Below are 13690 nucleotides of genomic sequence, written 5' to 3'. Positions count from 1 at the left end.
CGTGCCCGTCATGGTGCTTTCACGATTAACCGCTAGGGTGTAAAAGTTTAACTGACTCATCTATCGCCGCTTCATCTCGCGATACGCGCGCACGGGGCGCGCGCCGCTCGTCTTTTTGGTGCCGAACATGGATACGATCGTAGCGCCGACCGCCGCAGAAGCGGTCTGGATCGTCAGGCTGCAAGGCCATCCTCAGTACGACTTCGTGCGCCTGAAACGGGTCTTCAACGACCCGGGTTCCCGCCATCAGGTCGTACTCGTCGATGTCAGGAAACTGCTCGAATGCGCCAATCGCGACGACACCGACTACGTGCTCAAGGCCGTCACCGACTGGCACGCGGGCAAGGTACGCGGTATCCGCGAGTTTCTCGACCCGGACAATCCGCGTGTGCCGGAGATGCCTTACGTGACCATCAGCGTGCGCCGCTCGTCGGGTTTTCTCGGCTTGCTGGGCGTGCATCGTGAGGGTGTGATCGCGTTTCGCAACGGGCAGCATCGCGCGCGCTATCTGGCTCATGCGGGCGCGCTTTGCATGCCGGTGGAAGTGCACGAGCGCGAAGCGGCCATGCTGCTTGCCATGTGCGCCGCGCCCGGCGAAGCGAGCGCGGAATACGGCGATATGTGATTGCCGGTCAGGCGGCGGGGGCATCGACCAGATTACGCGGCGTGCCGTTCGCCCATGCGATGAGGTTGCCGAGCGTGGTCGATGCAATCTCGATCAACGCCTCGCGCGTAAAAAACGCCTGATGCGCGGTAATGATGACGTTCGGAAACGTGAGGAGACGCGCGAGCACGTCGTCCTGAAGCAAGTGGTCCGAATGGTCTTCGAAGAAAAGACCGCCTTCTTCCTCGTAGACATCCAGTCCGAGATGCCCTAACTGGCCGCTCTTCAACGCGCCGATCAACGCATTGCTTTCCACGAGCCCGCCGCGTCCGGTATTGATGAGCATGGCGCCGCGCTTCATGCTTGCGAGCGCGCGTTCGTCGATCATGTGATAGGTCGCGGGCAGGAGCGGACAGTGCAGCGAGACGACATCGGAGTTCGCGAGCAGTTCGTCCAGAGCGACATAGCGCGCGCCGCGTTCGAGCAGGTCCGTGGCGGGCGGTCCTGGATCGTAGGCGAGCACCTGCATGCCGAAGCCCGCCATGATCTTGCCGAACGTGCGCCCGATGATACCCGTGCCGACCACGCCGACGGTCTTGCCATACAGATCGAAGCCGAGCAGGCCGTTGAGCGAGAAATCGCCTTCGCGCGTGCGCGCCACCGCGCGATGCAGCCGGCGATTGAGCGTGAGGATAATGCCGGCCGCGTGTTCCGCCACCGCATGCGGCGAATACGCGGGAACGCGCGTGACGGCGATGCCAAGGCGCTTCGCCACATGCAGATCGACATGATTGAAGCCCGCCGAGCGCAATGCGACCAGACGCGTGCCGCCTGCGTGGAGCTTTTCGAGTACGGCGGCGTCGACGAGATCGTTGACGAACGGGCAGACGGCCGTGAAACCTTGCGCAAGGATGGCCGTCTGCGCGTCGAGATGAGCTTCGCGAAAATCGAGCTCGACGCCGAACGATTCGTTAGCCTGACAAAACGTATCGGCGTCGTACTGACGGCTGCTAAAGAGAATGAGGCGATGGGAATGGGCGCTCGACATGTTTCGTCACAGGCAAGAATCGACGCGTACCGGCCTGTGAGATAAGCCGCACGCCTTTGGGGTCAGTGGTGGGTCGCCGAGGTGACGGCAGGCGTCACGCCTGCGCCCGGTGCGGGTTTGAAGGCGGGGGGCGTCGGCCGATAGATTTCATCTGGCTTGGACGATGCCGAGGTCACTTCCTGAGTGAGCCTTTCAAGCGCGTAGTCGATGAAAAAGCGCGTCTTGGCAGGCAGATATTGACGTCCCGGATAGACGATCGACACTTTCATCTCCGGGTCGTCGATGGTGTACTCGGGCAAGAGCCGCACGAGCGTGCCGTCTGCGATATCCCGGTTGACGATGCCTTCGGGCAGGATCGAAAAGCCCATGTCACGCATCGTCGCAAGGCGCACCATCAGCGCACTGTTGACCGAGTAGACGGGAGCGAGGGCAACTTGGTCCGCTGCTCCATGGCGGTGCCGGAAATGCCACGAAGAGCTTCGTATCTCGCTGGGTAGCCCAACGGACGGCATGGACTGTAGATCGGTTGGCGTGGCGGGCGTGCCGTGTTCAGCGAGATACGCGGGCGTGGCAACGGGCACGAGCGCGTTATTGCCGACGGGACGTTCCACGAGCGCGGTGCTCGACACCATGAACGCGGTGACGATTCCCACGTCATAGCCGTCTTCGACGAGATCGACGTGACGTTCGGCGAGCGTCAGGCGCACATTGACTTTCGGATAAAGCTTTCTGAATCCGTCGATTAACGGAGTAAGGGTTAGGAGTGAAAGCGCGCTCGATGCCACCACGCGCAAAGTGCCGCTAGGTTCGCCTTCGGTATGGGTAACTGCCGACTCAAGATGATCCAGTTCTTCCAGCAGAGCCCGACAGCCTTCGAGATAGCGTGTGCCGGCTTCCGTGAGAGAAAGATTTCGCGTGGTCCGGTTAATCAAACGCGTTCGCAAATGCGCTTCGAGCATGGCAATTGCCCGTGTCACCAAGGCATTTGAGACGTCTAGTTGCTGGGCGGCTCGTCTGAAGCTTTCGGTATCGGCTACCCGAACGAAAACTCGCATTGCATGGATCTGATTCATTGTGCAGCCCTCAGGTTGTACAGCGATGGAGTGAGTTAGGCGCATCCAAAGATACGGCCGTTCACTTTTGTTGACCCTCGTTTTGTTCTTTAAACGGATAATATTGACAGGACGAAAGAAATGCAATATTTAATTTTTTAAGGTAAATAGAGTAATTGCGCACATGACGGGTTTTATTTCGGTTTTTCGTAGATGCACGGACTTGATGGTTGATTTTTATACGAATCTGCTCGTGAAGGTGCGATATCGCACGGAACCGCGCTTATGCTTGCCGGCAAAGCCATAACGAAGTCGTATGAAGTATTGTGTGGATACTAAAAAGCAGCATTTTAATTAACCGTGAGATTAGTAGTGGGTTTATGTTAAGAAACGTATCTCCGCTTTGCTGAATTGGATAAAATCCAATCGGGATTTTCCCGGCTTGAGAGCTAATAAACAAACCCGAGGTTTTGTCGACAATCAACCGGATCTACACCAACCATGCTGTGGACTCTGTTAAAGGCGCAACCGGAAATAGCCCTCTTCGCGAGTCTCGCGATCGGTTTTTTTATTGGGTCTTTCAAACTCGGGCCGATTCAGCTCGGCGGCGTTTGCGGCACGCTCATCGTCGCATTGATTCTCGGGCAAAGCGGCGCGCGAATTTCCCCCGATCTGAAAAATATCGCTTTCGCGCTTTTTATCTTTGCGCTCGGATTCACGGGCGGCCCGCAGTTTTTCGCGAATGTCGGACGCGGCTGGCGCTACGGCATCCTCTCACTCGTGGAAGTCGTCGTAGTGGTGGCGCTCGTGCTCCTGAGCGTGCGCCTGCTCAGGCTCGATCCAGGCACGGCGGCGGGACTTCTGGCCGGCGGCGCCACCGAATCGGCCGTGATCGGCACGGCGTCCGAGGCCATCGGGCGGCTTGGGCTTCCGGCCGCGGAAATCGCGCGCTTGCAGGCGAATATCGTGACCGCGTACAGCGTGAGCTACTTGTTCGGGCTCGTCACGATCGTGCTCTTTTCGAGCCAGTTCGCGCCGCTCATCCTGCGCGTTAATCTGCGCGATGAAGCCGAGCGCGTGTGGCGCAAGCTCGGTGGCGACGGCGCGCTGTCCGAAGGGCAGACGCTTGCCGCGCCGCCTCTCGCCGGACGCGAACTGAAAGTGACGGCGGGCGCGGGCCAGTCCATCGGCGATCTTGAAAAGCGCTTCGGCAACAACATCAGCGTGCAGCGCGTGTTGCGCGACCGCTCGGTCATCAAGGCGCAGCCGTCGGTCATCCTGAAGGCGAACGACCGCGTGATGGTCGGCGGCCGCCGCGAGGCGATCGTCGAGGCACTGCCCGCCATCGGCGAGGAAGTGTTCGGCGGCGGCGTCTCGGATGTCTACGTCGAGAAAGTCGATGTCATGCTCACAGCGCGCGCGCTGCACGGCCTCACGCTTGCCCAGGCGCGCGCCCGCGCCGCGCCGGGCGAAGGGCGCGGCGTCTTCGTCGCGGCCGTGACCCGACTGGACAGCACCATTCCCGCGTTGCCCGGCACGCAACTGCATCGCGGCGATGTGCTGACGCTCGTCGGCAACAAGGAAGATGTCGCGCGCGGCGCGTCGAAGCTCGGCTACATCATCCGCGCGACCCAAAAAACCGACTTCGTGTATCTCGGGCTCGGCGTGATCGCGGGCATCGCGATCGGGCGGTTTTCGGCGCGTGTCGGCGGCATCGACATCACGCTCGGCACGGGCGGCGGTTGTCTTCTCGCGGGTCTTCTGTTCGGCTGGATTCGTTCGCGCTATCCGGTGATCGGCTCGTTGCCATCCGCCGCCGCGCAGATTCTCAAGGACTTCGGGCTGTGCACCTTCATCGCGGCGGTGGGCTTGTCGGCGGGCGCGGACGCGCTGCGGCTGATTCGCGAATTCGGTATCGCGCTGCCGCTTGCGGGCATCGTCATCACGCTGGGGCCCGCGCTCGCGTCGCTTTTCATCGGCAGGATGCTGCTCAAGCTCGAAGTGCCAATGCTGCTCGGCGCGATCGCCGGCCAGCAGTGCAGCACGCCCGCCATCAGCGCGCTCGTCGGCGTTACGGGCAACGCGACGCCCGTGATCGGCTACACCATCACCTATGCGATCTCGAACGTGCTGCTGCCGCTGCTCGGGCCGCTCGTCGTCGGGCTGGCGAGCAAGCTCGGCTGAAGGGGACATCGACATGGAATGGCTGCACCTCGTCTTTCAGAAGTCGCCCGAAACGGCGCTCTTTCTTTCGCTCGCGGCGGGTTATCTCATCGGCCAGGTCAACTTCGGCAAGTTCCAGCTGGGCGGCGTGGGCGGCTCGCTGCTCGCGGCGGTGGCGATCAGCCAGATCGGCGTGCAGATCGACAATGGCGTGAAGGCGGTGATGTTCGCCGTGTTCATCTATGCGGTCGGCTACGACTCCGGGCCGCAGTTCTTCAATTCGCTCAATCGCAAGACGCTGCGCGAGATCGCGATGGCCGTGTTTCTGGCCGTCTCCGCGCTCGTCACGGTGATCGTCTGCGCGAAGGTCTTCGGATTGAACAAGGGACTCGCGGCCGGACTCGCGGGCGGGGCGCTGACGCAATCGGCGATCATCGGCACGGCGGGCGACGCCATCGCGCGGCTCGGCTTGCCGGCCGCCGAAGTGAAGGCGCTCCAGTCCGATGTCGCCATTGCCTATGCCGTGACTTACGTCTTCGGCTCGCTCGGCGCGATCATCGTCTGCGTGAACATCCTGCCGAAGTTCATGGGACAGAGCCTGAAGGAAGCATCCGTCGATGCCGAGCGGCAGCTTGCGGGCGGTGGCGCATCCGGGCCCGCGGCGGGCCAGGTTTCCGCGTTGCCCGCGCTCGTCGGGCGGGCGTTTCGCGTGACGGCGGCAAGCGGCGCGGCGGGCCGCACGGTGGCCGACCTCGAAATGGCCGAAGCGGACATGATCACCATCGAGCGCATCCGGCGCGGCGGCAAGGCGCTCGAAGCGCGCCCCGACGTCATGCTCGCGGCAGGCGATATCGTGCTCGTCGTCGGACGGCGCGAAGTAATGGTGAGCGCGGCGGCGCAACTCGGCGAGGAAGTCGCGGACACCGACGGCATCAGCGTCGTCATGCAGAAGCGTCAGGGCGTGTTCACCAAGCGCGGCATGAACCACACGACGATCGCCGCGTTGCGCGCGACCGTGGATCGCGACATGCGGCACGGCGTCTATATCCAGGAGATTTCGCGCGCCGGTTCGCCCATGCCCGTGTTGCCGGAAACGCGCCTCGAACATGGCGATGTGATCACCGTCTACGGCTCGCCGCAAGACACGAAGCGCGCCGTCGATGCCGCCGGTTACGAGCTTCCCTTCACCGACAAGACCGACTTCATCTACATGGGCGTGGGTATCGTGCTGGGACTGCTGATCGGGCTGATCGTGGTGCGCGTGGGCGGCATACCGATCACGCTCGGCTCGGGCGGCGGCTGTCTGCTCACGGGCCTTCTGTTCGGCTGGATGCGCGGCAAGCATCCGATGTATGGCGTCATGCCGCCCGCCGCATCGCAATTGCTGAAGGACTTCGGGCTGGCCGCGTTCGTCGCGGTGGTCGGCTTGAACTCGGGCTTGCAGGCGGTCGTGACGGTGAAGCAAAGCGGCGTGACCATCTTTCTGCTCGGCGTATTCGTCACGCTGTTTCCGCTTCTTCTCACGATGCTGTTCGGCCGATATGTCCTGCGCTACGACAACGCGGCGGTTTTCGCGGGCGCGCTGTCGGGGTCGCGCAGTGCGAATCCGGCGTTCGGCGGCGTGCTCGACAAGGCGGAAAGCCCGGTGCCGACGGCTGCGTTCGCCGTCACCTACGCGCTTGCGAACGTGCTTCTGACCTTGCTCGGGCCGCTCGTCGTCGGACTGGTCTAGCGAAGACCTGGAGTGCTCCTTGCGACATAATCGGCCTTCAGCACAAGGAGGCTTTCCATGGCGCACACACTGCCAACCGTCACGTTGCCGAACGGCGAAACCATTCCAAAGCTCGGCCAGGGAACCTGGGAGATGGGCGAACGCCCGAACACCCGCAAGACCGAGATCGCCGCATTGCGCGAGGGCGTGGAACTCGGCATGACGCTCATCGATACCGCCGAAATGTACGGCGATGGCGAAAGCGAAAAGCTGATCGCCGAAGCGCTCGGCGACCGGCGCGGGGACTTGTTCATCGTCAGCAAGGTGTATCCGCATAACGGCAATGAACGCGGCGTGCAGAGCGCGTGCGAGCGCAGCCTGAAGCGGCTGGCGACGGACCGAATCGATCTTTACTTGCTGCACTGGCGCGGTGGCGAGGATCTGGAAGGCGTGATCGCGGGCTTCGAAAAGCTCAGGCGCGATGGCAAGATTCGCCACTGGGGCGTGAGCAACTTCGACACCGACGACATGGAAGAACTTTTTTCGCTTGATCACGGCGATGCCTGCGCAACCGATCAAATTCTTTATAACGTCGCGCGTCGTGGACCCGAATTCGACCTGCTGCCGTGGTTGCGCGAGCGCCGCATTCCAGCGATGGCGTATAGCCCCGTCGATCACGCGCGTTTACCGAGGGGCGGGGCGCTGGAGAAGATCGCGGCGGCGCGCGGCGTATCGGCGTTTCAGGTCGCGCTCGCGTGGGTGCTGCAACAGCCGCAAGTCTTCGCGATTCCTAAAGCCGCGGATATTGCGCATATCCGCGAGAATCGCGCGGCGCTCGACCTTGCGTTGTCGGCGGATGAACTGGCGGATATCGATCAGCAGTTCAAGCCGCCAAAAGCGAAGCGCGGGTTGGAGATGCTTTGAGCGGACTCAGATGCGAAGCACGTGCAAGTCACGTGCAAGCATGATGCAAATGCACCGACCCCAGCACCGCCACTTCAGCCGGCGTGCGCTTGAGATCAGCTTCGTTCACCTGTTTCGCATCGGTGAGGAAGTCATCGACGATCGATGACACCGACGTATCCGTCAGGCACAGCGACACGCGCTTGGTGTCGCCATCCTGCAGCGACGCGCGTTGCGACAGGAACAGCACGCCGTACTGATAACCCCGCACGATGCCGCGCACGGCGCCCACGCACTGACCTTGCGCGGTGTTGTCGCCCTTCTGGGCGCATTGCTGCGCAAGCGAATAAGCAGTGAAGCTCTGGTCGATGGCGGCAGGCGCCGCCGTCTGCGCGTGAGCGGCGGCCGAACCGAAGGCACAAGCTGCGGCGAGAGCGAGCGAGAGAGTGGGTTTCATCGATTGAATCCTCGTTGTTTTGAGAGTGAACCGATGAGAGGCGCAAACACGCACTTTGGTTCCGGACGCGCGGCGCTTAAGTCACCTTTTCGGGACTTTGCAGCGCGCGCAGCTCCTCGACCGGAATATGACAGTGAATGGCATGACCGTGCCCCGCATCGCGGCAAGGCGGAACCTCGCGTTCGCAGATGTCGCCGACCTTGCGCGGACAGCGCGTGTGGAACACGCATCCCGAAGGCGGATTCGCCGCGCTTGGCAACTCGCCCGACAAGCGAATGCGCTCGTTTTGCACGGGCGCGCTTTCGAGCGCGGGCACCGACGAGAGCAATGCTTCGGTGTACGGATGCTGCGGCCCCGTGAAGACATCCGCCGCGCGGCCGATCTCCATGATGCGCCCGAGATACAGCACCGCAATCCGATCCGACAAATAGCGCACGACGTGCAGATCGTGCGAGATGAACACGTAGCTCACGCGCCGTTCGCGCTGCAAGTCCGCCAGCAGATTGAGGATGGCGGCCTGCACGGAGACATCGAGCGCGGAAGTCGGCTCGTCGCAGACGACGACGCGCGGATCGCCCGCAAAAGCACGCGCGATCGCCACGCGTTGCTTCAACCCGCCGGACAACTGGCGCGTGCGCGAGCCGAGATAGCGCTCCGGCAGACGCACGGCTTCGGTCAGCGATTGCAGGCGCTTTTCCTTCGCTTCGCCACGCAGCGACGCCAGTTTCGACAGCGAACGCGCAATCAGCCGGCGCACCGAATGCGCGCGATTGAGCGCCGAATCCGGGTTCTGAAACACGATCTGCAGCGACTTCACCTGCTCGTCGCTGCGCCGCGTGACGCGTTCAGGCAGATGCTGACCGTCGAGTTCGAGCGTCGCGCCCTTGTCCGGCGAGACGAGGCCCAGCAGCAGCTTGGCGAGCGTGGTCTTGCCGCTGCCCGATTCGCCGACGAGTCCGAGTGTTTCGCCTTGCACGAGATCGAGCGAGACATCGTGAACGGCGCGCACTTCTTCATCGCCGACATGGAAGGTTTTGGACAGGTTGCGTGCGGTGAGCGCGAGCGTCGGTTGCGCTCGATGATCGAGTGGAGGCGCGGCGGGCGTTTCGTCGGTCGAACGCGGCAGCATTTCCGCGCGTTCGTGATAGTGACAGCGCGCCATCTGATCGCCGTGCGCCGCACTCATCCGATACGGCGGCGGCGCTTCCTTCAGACACCGTTCGTCGGCGAGCTTGCAGCGCGCGGCGAAGATGCACCCTTGCGTCACCGATCCCGGCAGCGGCAACGAACCGGGAATGGTGTCGAGCCGGCCATTTTCCTTGCTGCGGCCACTCGTCGGCAGACAGCGCAACAGGCCCACGGTGTATGGATGGCGCGGCTTTGCGAAGACATCGGCGGTTGCGCCTTCCTCGACGAGCTTGCCCGCATACAGCACGCCGACGCGCTCGCACATGCGCCCAATCACCGCGAGATTGTGGCTGATGAACAGCACGGCGGTGCCGAGTTCCTCACGCAATTGCGCAATGAGATCGAGCACTTCGGCTTCGACGGTGGCATCGAGACCGGTGGTGGGTTCATCGAGAATCAGCAGTTCGGGATTGCAGGCAAGCGCCATGGCGATCACCACGCGCTGCTGCATGCCGCCCGACAGTTGATGCGGGTAGCTTTCCATCACCCGTTCGGGCGATGCAATACGCACACGTCGCAGCATCTCCACCGTGCGCTCGAGCGCGTCGCTTTCAGAAGCGCCCGAAGCCTCGAAGGCTTCGGACACTTGCCGCGCGACGGTCAGCGACGGATTCAACGCGCGCCCCGGGTCCTGATAGACCATGGAGACGGCATCGGCGCGCATTTCGCGCAGGGCGTCGGCGGACAGCGCGGAGACATCGCGCCCGGCTATCGAGATGCGGCCCGACTTTACGCGGCCGTTCTTCGGCAAGTAGCGCAGCACCGCGAGCGCCGCCGTCGACTTGCCGCAGCCGGATTCGCCGACGAGTCCGTACGCTTCGCCACGCCGCACGCGCAAGGAGACGTCCTGCAGCACTTCGCGCTCGCGTCCGCGCGAACGGTAGGCCACCGTCAGTCCGACGATGGTGAGCGCGTCGGTCGCTTCGCCCTTGGCGGCGCCGAACGTGGGAAATGCCGATGGCGGCGGTCCGTTCATCGGTCGAGCACTCCTTGCACGGCATCCGCGACGAGGTTGACAGCGACGACGAGCGAGGCAATGGCGGCGGCATCGAACACGACCGTCCACCACGCGCCGCCCGCCATCAGCGTATAGCTTTCGGACAACGCGAGTCCCCAGTCGGCGGACGGCGGCTGAATGCCGAATCCCAGGAACGAGAGCGTCGCGACCGCGAAGATCGCGTAGCCGAGCCGCACGGTGGCTTCGACGATGATCGGCGGCAGCACGTTCGGAAGAATCTCCGCGAACATGATGTAAAGCGCATTCTCGCCGCGCAACTGCGCCGCCATCACGTAGTCGAGATGGCGTTCGCCCAGCACGGCGGCGCGTACCGTGCGCGCGGTGATCGGCGCGAAGGTCAGGCCGATCACGATGATCACCGTCGTATTGCTCGCGCCCACGGCGGCCAGCGCCAGCAGCGCGACGATGACGAGCGGCAGCGCGAGAAGGGCGTCGATAGCGCGGCCGACGACGGCATCGACCCAGCCGTCGAAGTAGCCGACCACGAGGCCGATGGCCGTGCCCGCAGCCGTGCCGATGAGTGTCGCGAGCGGCGCGATGGTGAGAATGTCGCGCGACCCGACGATCACGCGCGCGAACACGTCGCGGCCGAGCTGATCGGTGCCGAACCAGTGATCGCCGGAAGGCGGCGCGAGCGAGTTCAAGGGATCGGAAGCGTAGGGATCGATCGGCACGGCATGCTGACCGAACAAGGCGCACAGCACCCAGAAGAGCAGGATCGACACGCCGACGACGAAGGTCGCCGAGCGCAACAGCGCGAAAAGCGCCTCGAAGCGCTTCGGTTTGACAGGGGCGAGGGCTTGTGTGCTCATCGCCCGTCTCCCGACGAATCCGCCGTGCGCAGACGCGGATTCAGCACGACGTAAAGCGCATCCGCGATCAGATTCGCCGCCGTATAGATCACGCCGATGCTGAGTACGCCTGCTTCGAGCATCGGGAAGTCCTTGGCCTTCGCCGCGTTGTAGATCAGCGAGCCGATGCCCTGATAGTGGAAGAGCGTCTCCACGACGACCAGCCCGCCGATCATGTAGCCGAGCTGCGTCGCGGCAACCGTCACGGTTGGCAGAAGCGCATTGCGCAGCACGTGCCGCCAGATCACGATACGGCGCGGCAAGCCCTTGAGGAACGCGGTGCGCGTGTAGTCGGCATCGAGCGCTTCGACGGTGCCCGCGCGCGCCATCCGCGCGATATAGCCGAAGAACACGAAGACGAGTGGCAGCACCGGCAAAATCAGATGCTGCAATTGCGTGAGAATGCCGGCATCGGCGCTGGCGCTTGCTTCTATCGGCAGCCATTGCAGCCACACGCCGAAGATGAGGATCAGCACGATGGACGAGACGAATTCCGGCACGACCGTCAGCGTGAGTCCGCCAATGCTGATGATCCGGTCGATCCAGCGCCCCGCGTGCAGCGCCGCATACACGCCGCCTGCAATGCCGAGCGGCACCACGACGATGAACGCCAGCGCGCCGAGCTTCGCCGAATTCCACAGCGCCTCGCCGATAAACGGTGCAACCGGCGCGCGAAACGCATACGACTCGCCCATGTCGCCGCGCAGGAAATGCGTGATCCACGCCGAATATTGCGTGAGAAGCGGCCGGTCCACGCCGAGCTGATGATTCAGCGCGGCGACAGCGCGCGCATCCGCGAGCGGGCCGAGAATGGCGCGGCCGACATCGCCCGGCAGCAACTGGCCGCCGGCGAAGACGATCATCGACAAGAGCCAGAGCGTGACGAGCGCAAGCAGCACGCGCACGCCGACGAAGCGCAACACGCGGCGTGCTTTCGCGCCGCCGTTGCGCGCCGGCCCGATGCGGGTCGAGGGCGTGATCGTGCTCATCCTCGCGAACCTCCTTTAAGCCGCCGACACCGTCGCCCGGTCGAACCACATCTGCGAAATCGCATTGAAGCGCACGCCCGAAACATTGGCGCGCGTGACGATCAGCTGGTCGTAGAAGTACGGGATGATCACGGGCGTTTCATCGAGCAACAGACGCTGAATGTCGCCCGACACTTTCTTCTGCGATGCCACGTCGAGCGAGGCCACGAACTGCGCGACGAGTTTGTCGTAAGCGGGATTCTTGAAGTGCGCCGCGTTCCAGGTGCCGTCGCTCGTGAGCGGCGCGTTAAGGAACACGTTCGGCACGCCGCGATGCCCGTAGTCCGTGATGCCGAGCGGCGAATCCAGCCAGTCCGACTTGCCGAACGTGCCCGAGCCGTAATACAGATCCTGACTTTCGACCTTCAGCGTGATGCGGATGCCCACGGCCTTGGCCGCGTTCTGCACGACGACCGCGAGGTCAGGAATCTCCATGTACTTTTCCGTCGTGAGCGTGATGTCGAAGCCGTTCGCCACGCCTGCCTCGCCGAGCAGTTGCTTGGCCTTCGCAACATCGAGATGGCGCTGCGGCACGGAAAGATCGCTCGACGGAAACACGGGCGCAAACGGGCTGTCGTTGCCGACGGTCGCGCGGCCCTTGAACAACCCTTTCACGATGACTTCGCGATTGATCGCCAGCGCCAGCGCCTGGCGCACGCGCTTGTCCTTGAACGGGCCGGTATCGCAGCGCATGTGAATCTGCCGATGCGAGCTCGACTTCGCGCCCAGTACCTTAAACTGCGAATTGCTCAGGATCGAGACGCCGCCTTGCACGGTGAAGTCGCCCATGACGTCGGCCTGGCGGCCTTGCATGGCAAGAAGCTGCGCCTGATGGTCCGCATAGAACGAGAAGTTCACGCGGTCCGGCAGCGCTTTTGCGCCCCAGTAGTCGGGATTGCGCACGAACGACGCGCCCACTTTCGGCGTGTACTTTTCGAGCTTGAACGCGCCAGTGCCCATGAAGGTCTTCTCGTACGAACCCGTGAAATTCGCCGGGAGAATGACGGCGTTGTAGTTGTCGGACGAAACGTAGTAGGGGAAATTGCCGTTGGGCGCGTCCAGATGAAACTCGACGGTGTGATCGTCGATGGCCTTCGCGGAATCCTTCGACAGCACGCCTTTCAGAACCGAGAGCGCGGCCGAACCGGCGTTCGGATCGGCCAGGCGGTTGAAGGTCGCGGCCACGTCCTTGGCGGTCATGGTCTGGCCGTCGTGGAACTTCACGTTCTGGCGCAGTTTGAAAGTCCAGACATCGCCCTTCGCATTCGACGACCACGACAGCGCGAGCGCGGGATTGAGCGCGAGCTTTTCGCTGTCGTCGTCGATCAAGAATTCGCCGGTTTGATTGATCAGCGCGAGACCCGAGGCATCGGTGACGGTGAGCGGATCGACGGCGCCCGCGGGCGTTAGATGCGCCACGCGAATGGTGCCGCCCGGCTTGGCCGCGGCCTGAGCGCGAGCGTTCGTCGCGCCGAGTCCAAGCAAGCCGCCAGCCGAAAGCGCGATACCCAGCACGCTCGCATGCCGCAATAACTCGCGGCGCGTAAGCCGGCCTGCCTTGAATTCGTCGATCGCATGATTACCCAGTTCGCCCGCATGAGTGCGCGCTGCGTCGAGGTGATGTGCGTCGGTCGAGGATTTCTTCATCGGTGGTCGTTCCGTATGCG

General features: G+C 63.2%; 11 protein-coding genes. 4 read left to right on the top strand and 7 right to left on the bottom strand.

Features of this window, described 5'->3' with window-relative positions; all coding sequences use genetic code 11:
* Positions 1 to 127 precede the first annotated feature (127 nt).
* Positions 128 to 625, top strand: coding sequence for a plasmid fertility inhibition factor family protein (locus P9292_RS22990; protein ID WP_244827195.1), 498 nt, complete (start codon positions 128 to 130; stop codon positions 623 to 625).
* Positions 626 to 632: 7 nt separating this feature from the next.
* On the opposite strand, the gene P9292_RS22985 is transcribed toward P9292_RS22990, so the two are convergent.
* Positions 633 to 1652, bottom strand: a complete 1020-nt coding sequence (locus P9292_RS22985; RefSeq protein ID WP_309961393.1) for a 2-hydroxyacid dehydrogenase — start codon at positions 1650 to 1652, stop codon at positions 633 to 635.
* 62 nt (positions 1653 to 1714) lie between these two features.
* Positions 1715 to 2725, bottom strand: coding sequence for a LysR family transcriptional regulator (locus tag P9292_RS22980; protein ID WP_250491978.1), 1011 nt, complete (start codon positions 2723 to 2725; stop codon positions 1715 to 1717).
* A 480-nt stretch (positions 2726 to 3205) separates the two neighbouring features.
* On the opposite strand from P9292_RS22980, the gene aspT (P9292_RS22975) reads away from it, so the two are divergent.
* From aspT (P9292_RS22975) to P9292_RS22965, 3 genes are read left to right on the top strand one after another with little or no spacing between them, the layout of a single operon-like run.
* On the top strand, positions 3206 to 4888 hold the full coding sequence (aspT, locus tag P9292_RS22975; protein ID WP_250508637.1) for an aspartate-alanine antiporter: 1683 nt from the start codon (positions 3206 to 3208) through the stop codon (positions 4886 to 4888).
* 13 nt (positions 4889 to 4901) lie between these two features.
* Positions 4902 to 6599: an aspartate-alanine antiporter gene (gene aspT / locus P9292_RS22970; protein ID WP_309961390.1), complete on the top strand. Its 1698-nt coding sequence runs from the start codon at positions 4902 to 4904 to the stop codon at positions 6597 to 6599.
* A gap of 57 nt (positions 6600 to 6656) precedes the next feature.
* Positions 6657 to 7502 (top strand): aldo/keto reductase, encoded by an 846-nt coding sequence (locus tag P9292_RS22965; RefSeq protein ID WP_309961388.1) that lies wholly within the window; start codon positions 6657 to 6659, stop codon positions 7500 to 7502.
* A gap of 28 nt (positions 7503 to 7530) precedes the next feature.
* On the opposite strand, the gene P9292_RS22960 is transcribed toward P9292_RS22965, so the two are convergent.
* The 5 genes from P9292_RS22960 to P9292_RS22940 form a co-directional block, all read right to left on the bottom strand.
* Positions 7531 to 7938: a hypothetical protein gene (locus P9292_RS22960; protein WP_250491885.1), complete on the bottom strand. Its 408-nt coding sequence runs from the start codon at positions 7936 to 7938 to the stop codon at positions 7531 to 7533.
* A 76-nt stretch (positions 7939 to 8014) separates the two neighbouring features.
* Positions 8015 to 10102, bottom strand: a complete 2088-nt coding sequence (locus P9292_RS22955) for an ABC transporter ATP-binding protein (RefSeq protein WP_309961385.1) — start codon at positions 10100 to 10102, stop codon at positions 8015 to 8017.
* Positions 10099 to 10956 carry an ABC transporter permease gene (locus tag P9292_RS22950; protein WP_244827202.1) on the bottom strand — a complete coding sequence of 286 codons (858 nt, stop codon included), beginning with the start codon at positions 10954 to 10956 and terminating at the stop codon, positions 10099 to 10101. The genes P9292_RS22955 and P9292_RS22950 overlap by 4 nt, the downstream gene beginning before the upstream one ends.
* Positions 10953 to 11984, bottom strand: a complete 1032-nt coding sequence (locus P9292_RS22945) for an ABC transporter permease (protein WP_309961384.1) — start codon at positions 11982 to 11984, stop codon at positions 10953 to 10955. The genes P9292_RS22950 and P9292_RS22945 overlap by 4 nt, the downstream gene beginning before the upstream one ends.
* A 15-nt stretch (positions 11985 to 11999) precedes the next feature.
* Entirely contained in the window at positions 12000 to 13670 is a 1671-nt protein-coding gene (locus tag P9292_RS22940; RefSeq protein WP_309961383.1) for an ABC transporter substrate-binding protein, read from the bottom strand.
* Positions 13671 to 13690: the final 20 nt, after the last annotated feature.

Origin of the sequence: Caballeronia sp. LZ001 (genome assembly GCF_031450875.1) — a bacterium.
Lineage (GTDB): Bacteria > Pseudomonadota > Gammaproteobacteria > Burkholderiales > Burkholderiaceae > Caballeronia.
The sequence above is the reverse complement of the archived record's forward strand: the minus strand, read 5'-3'. Positions and strand labels throughout refer to the sequence as shown.

Coding starts and splice junctions, on each gene's coding strand:
- P9292_RS22955 (WP_309961385.1), bottom strand. CDS start 10,102: ATGAACGGACCGCCGCCATCGGCATTTCCCACGTTCGGCGCCGCCAAG.
- P9292_RS22990 (WP_244827195.1), top strand. CDS start 128: ATGGATACGATCGTAGCGCCGACCGCCGCAGAAGCGGTCTGGATCGTC.
- P9292_RS22985 (WP_309961393.1), bottom strand. CDS start 1,652: ATGTCGAGCGCCCATTCCCATCGCCTCATTCTCTTTAGCAGCCGTCAG.
- P9292_RS22940 (WP_309961383.1), bottom strand. CDS start 13,670: ATGAAGAAATCCTCGACCGACGCACATCACCTCGACGCAGCGCGCACT.
- P9292_RS22980 (WP_250491978.1), bottom strand. CDS start 2,725: ATGAATCAGATCCATGCAATGCGAGTTTTCGTTCGGGTAGCCGATACC.
- P9292_RS22960 (WP_250491885.1), bottom strand. CDS start 7,938: ATGAAACCCACTCTCTCGCTCGCTCTCGCCGCAGCTTGTGCCTTCGGT.
- P9292_RS22945 (WP_309961384.1), bottom strand. CDS start 11,984: ATGAGCACGATCACGCCCTCGACCCGCATCGGGCCGGCGCGCAACGGC.
- aspT (WP_309961390.1), top strand. CDS start 4,902: ATGGAATGGCTGCACCTCGTCTTTCAGAAGTCGCCCGAAACGGCGCTC.
- P9292_RS22965 (WP_309961388.1), top strand. CDS start 6,657: ATGGCGCACACACTGCCAACCGTCACGTTGCCGAACGGCGAAACCATT.
- aspT (WP_250508637.1), top strand. CDS start 3,206: ATGCTGTGGACTCTGTTAAAGGCGCAACCGGAAATAGCCCTCTTCGCG.
- P9292_RS22950 (WP_244827202.1), bottom strand. CDS start 10,956: ATGAGCACACAAGCCCTCGCCCCTGTCAAACCGAAGCGCTTCGAGGCG.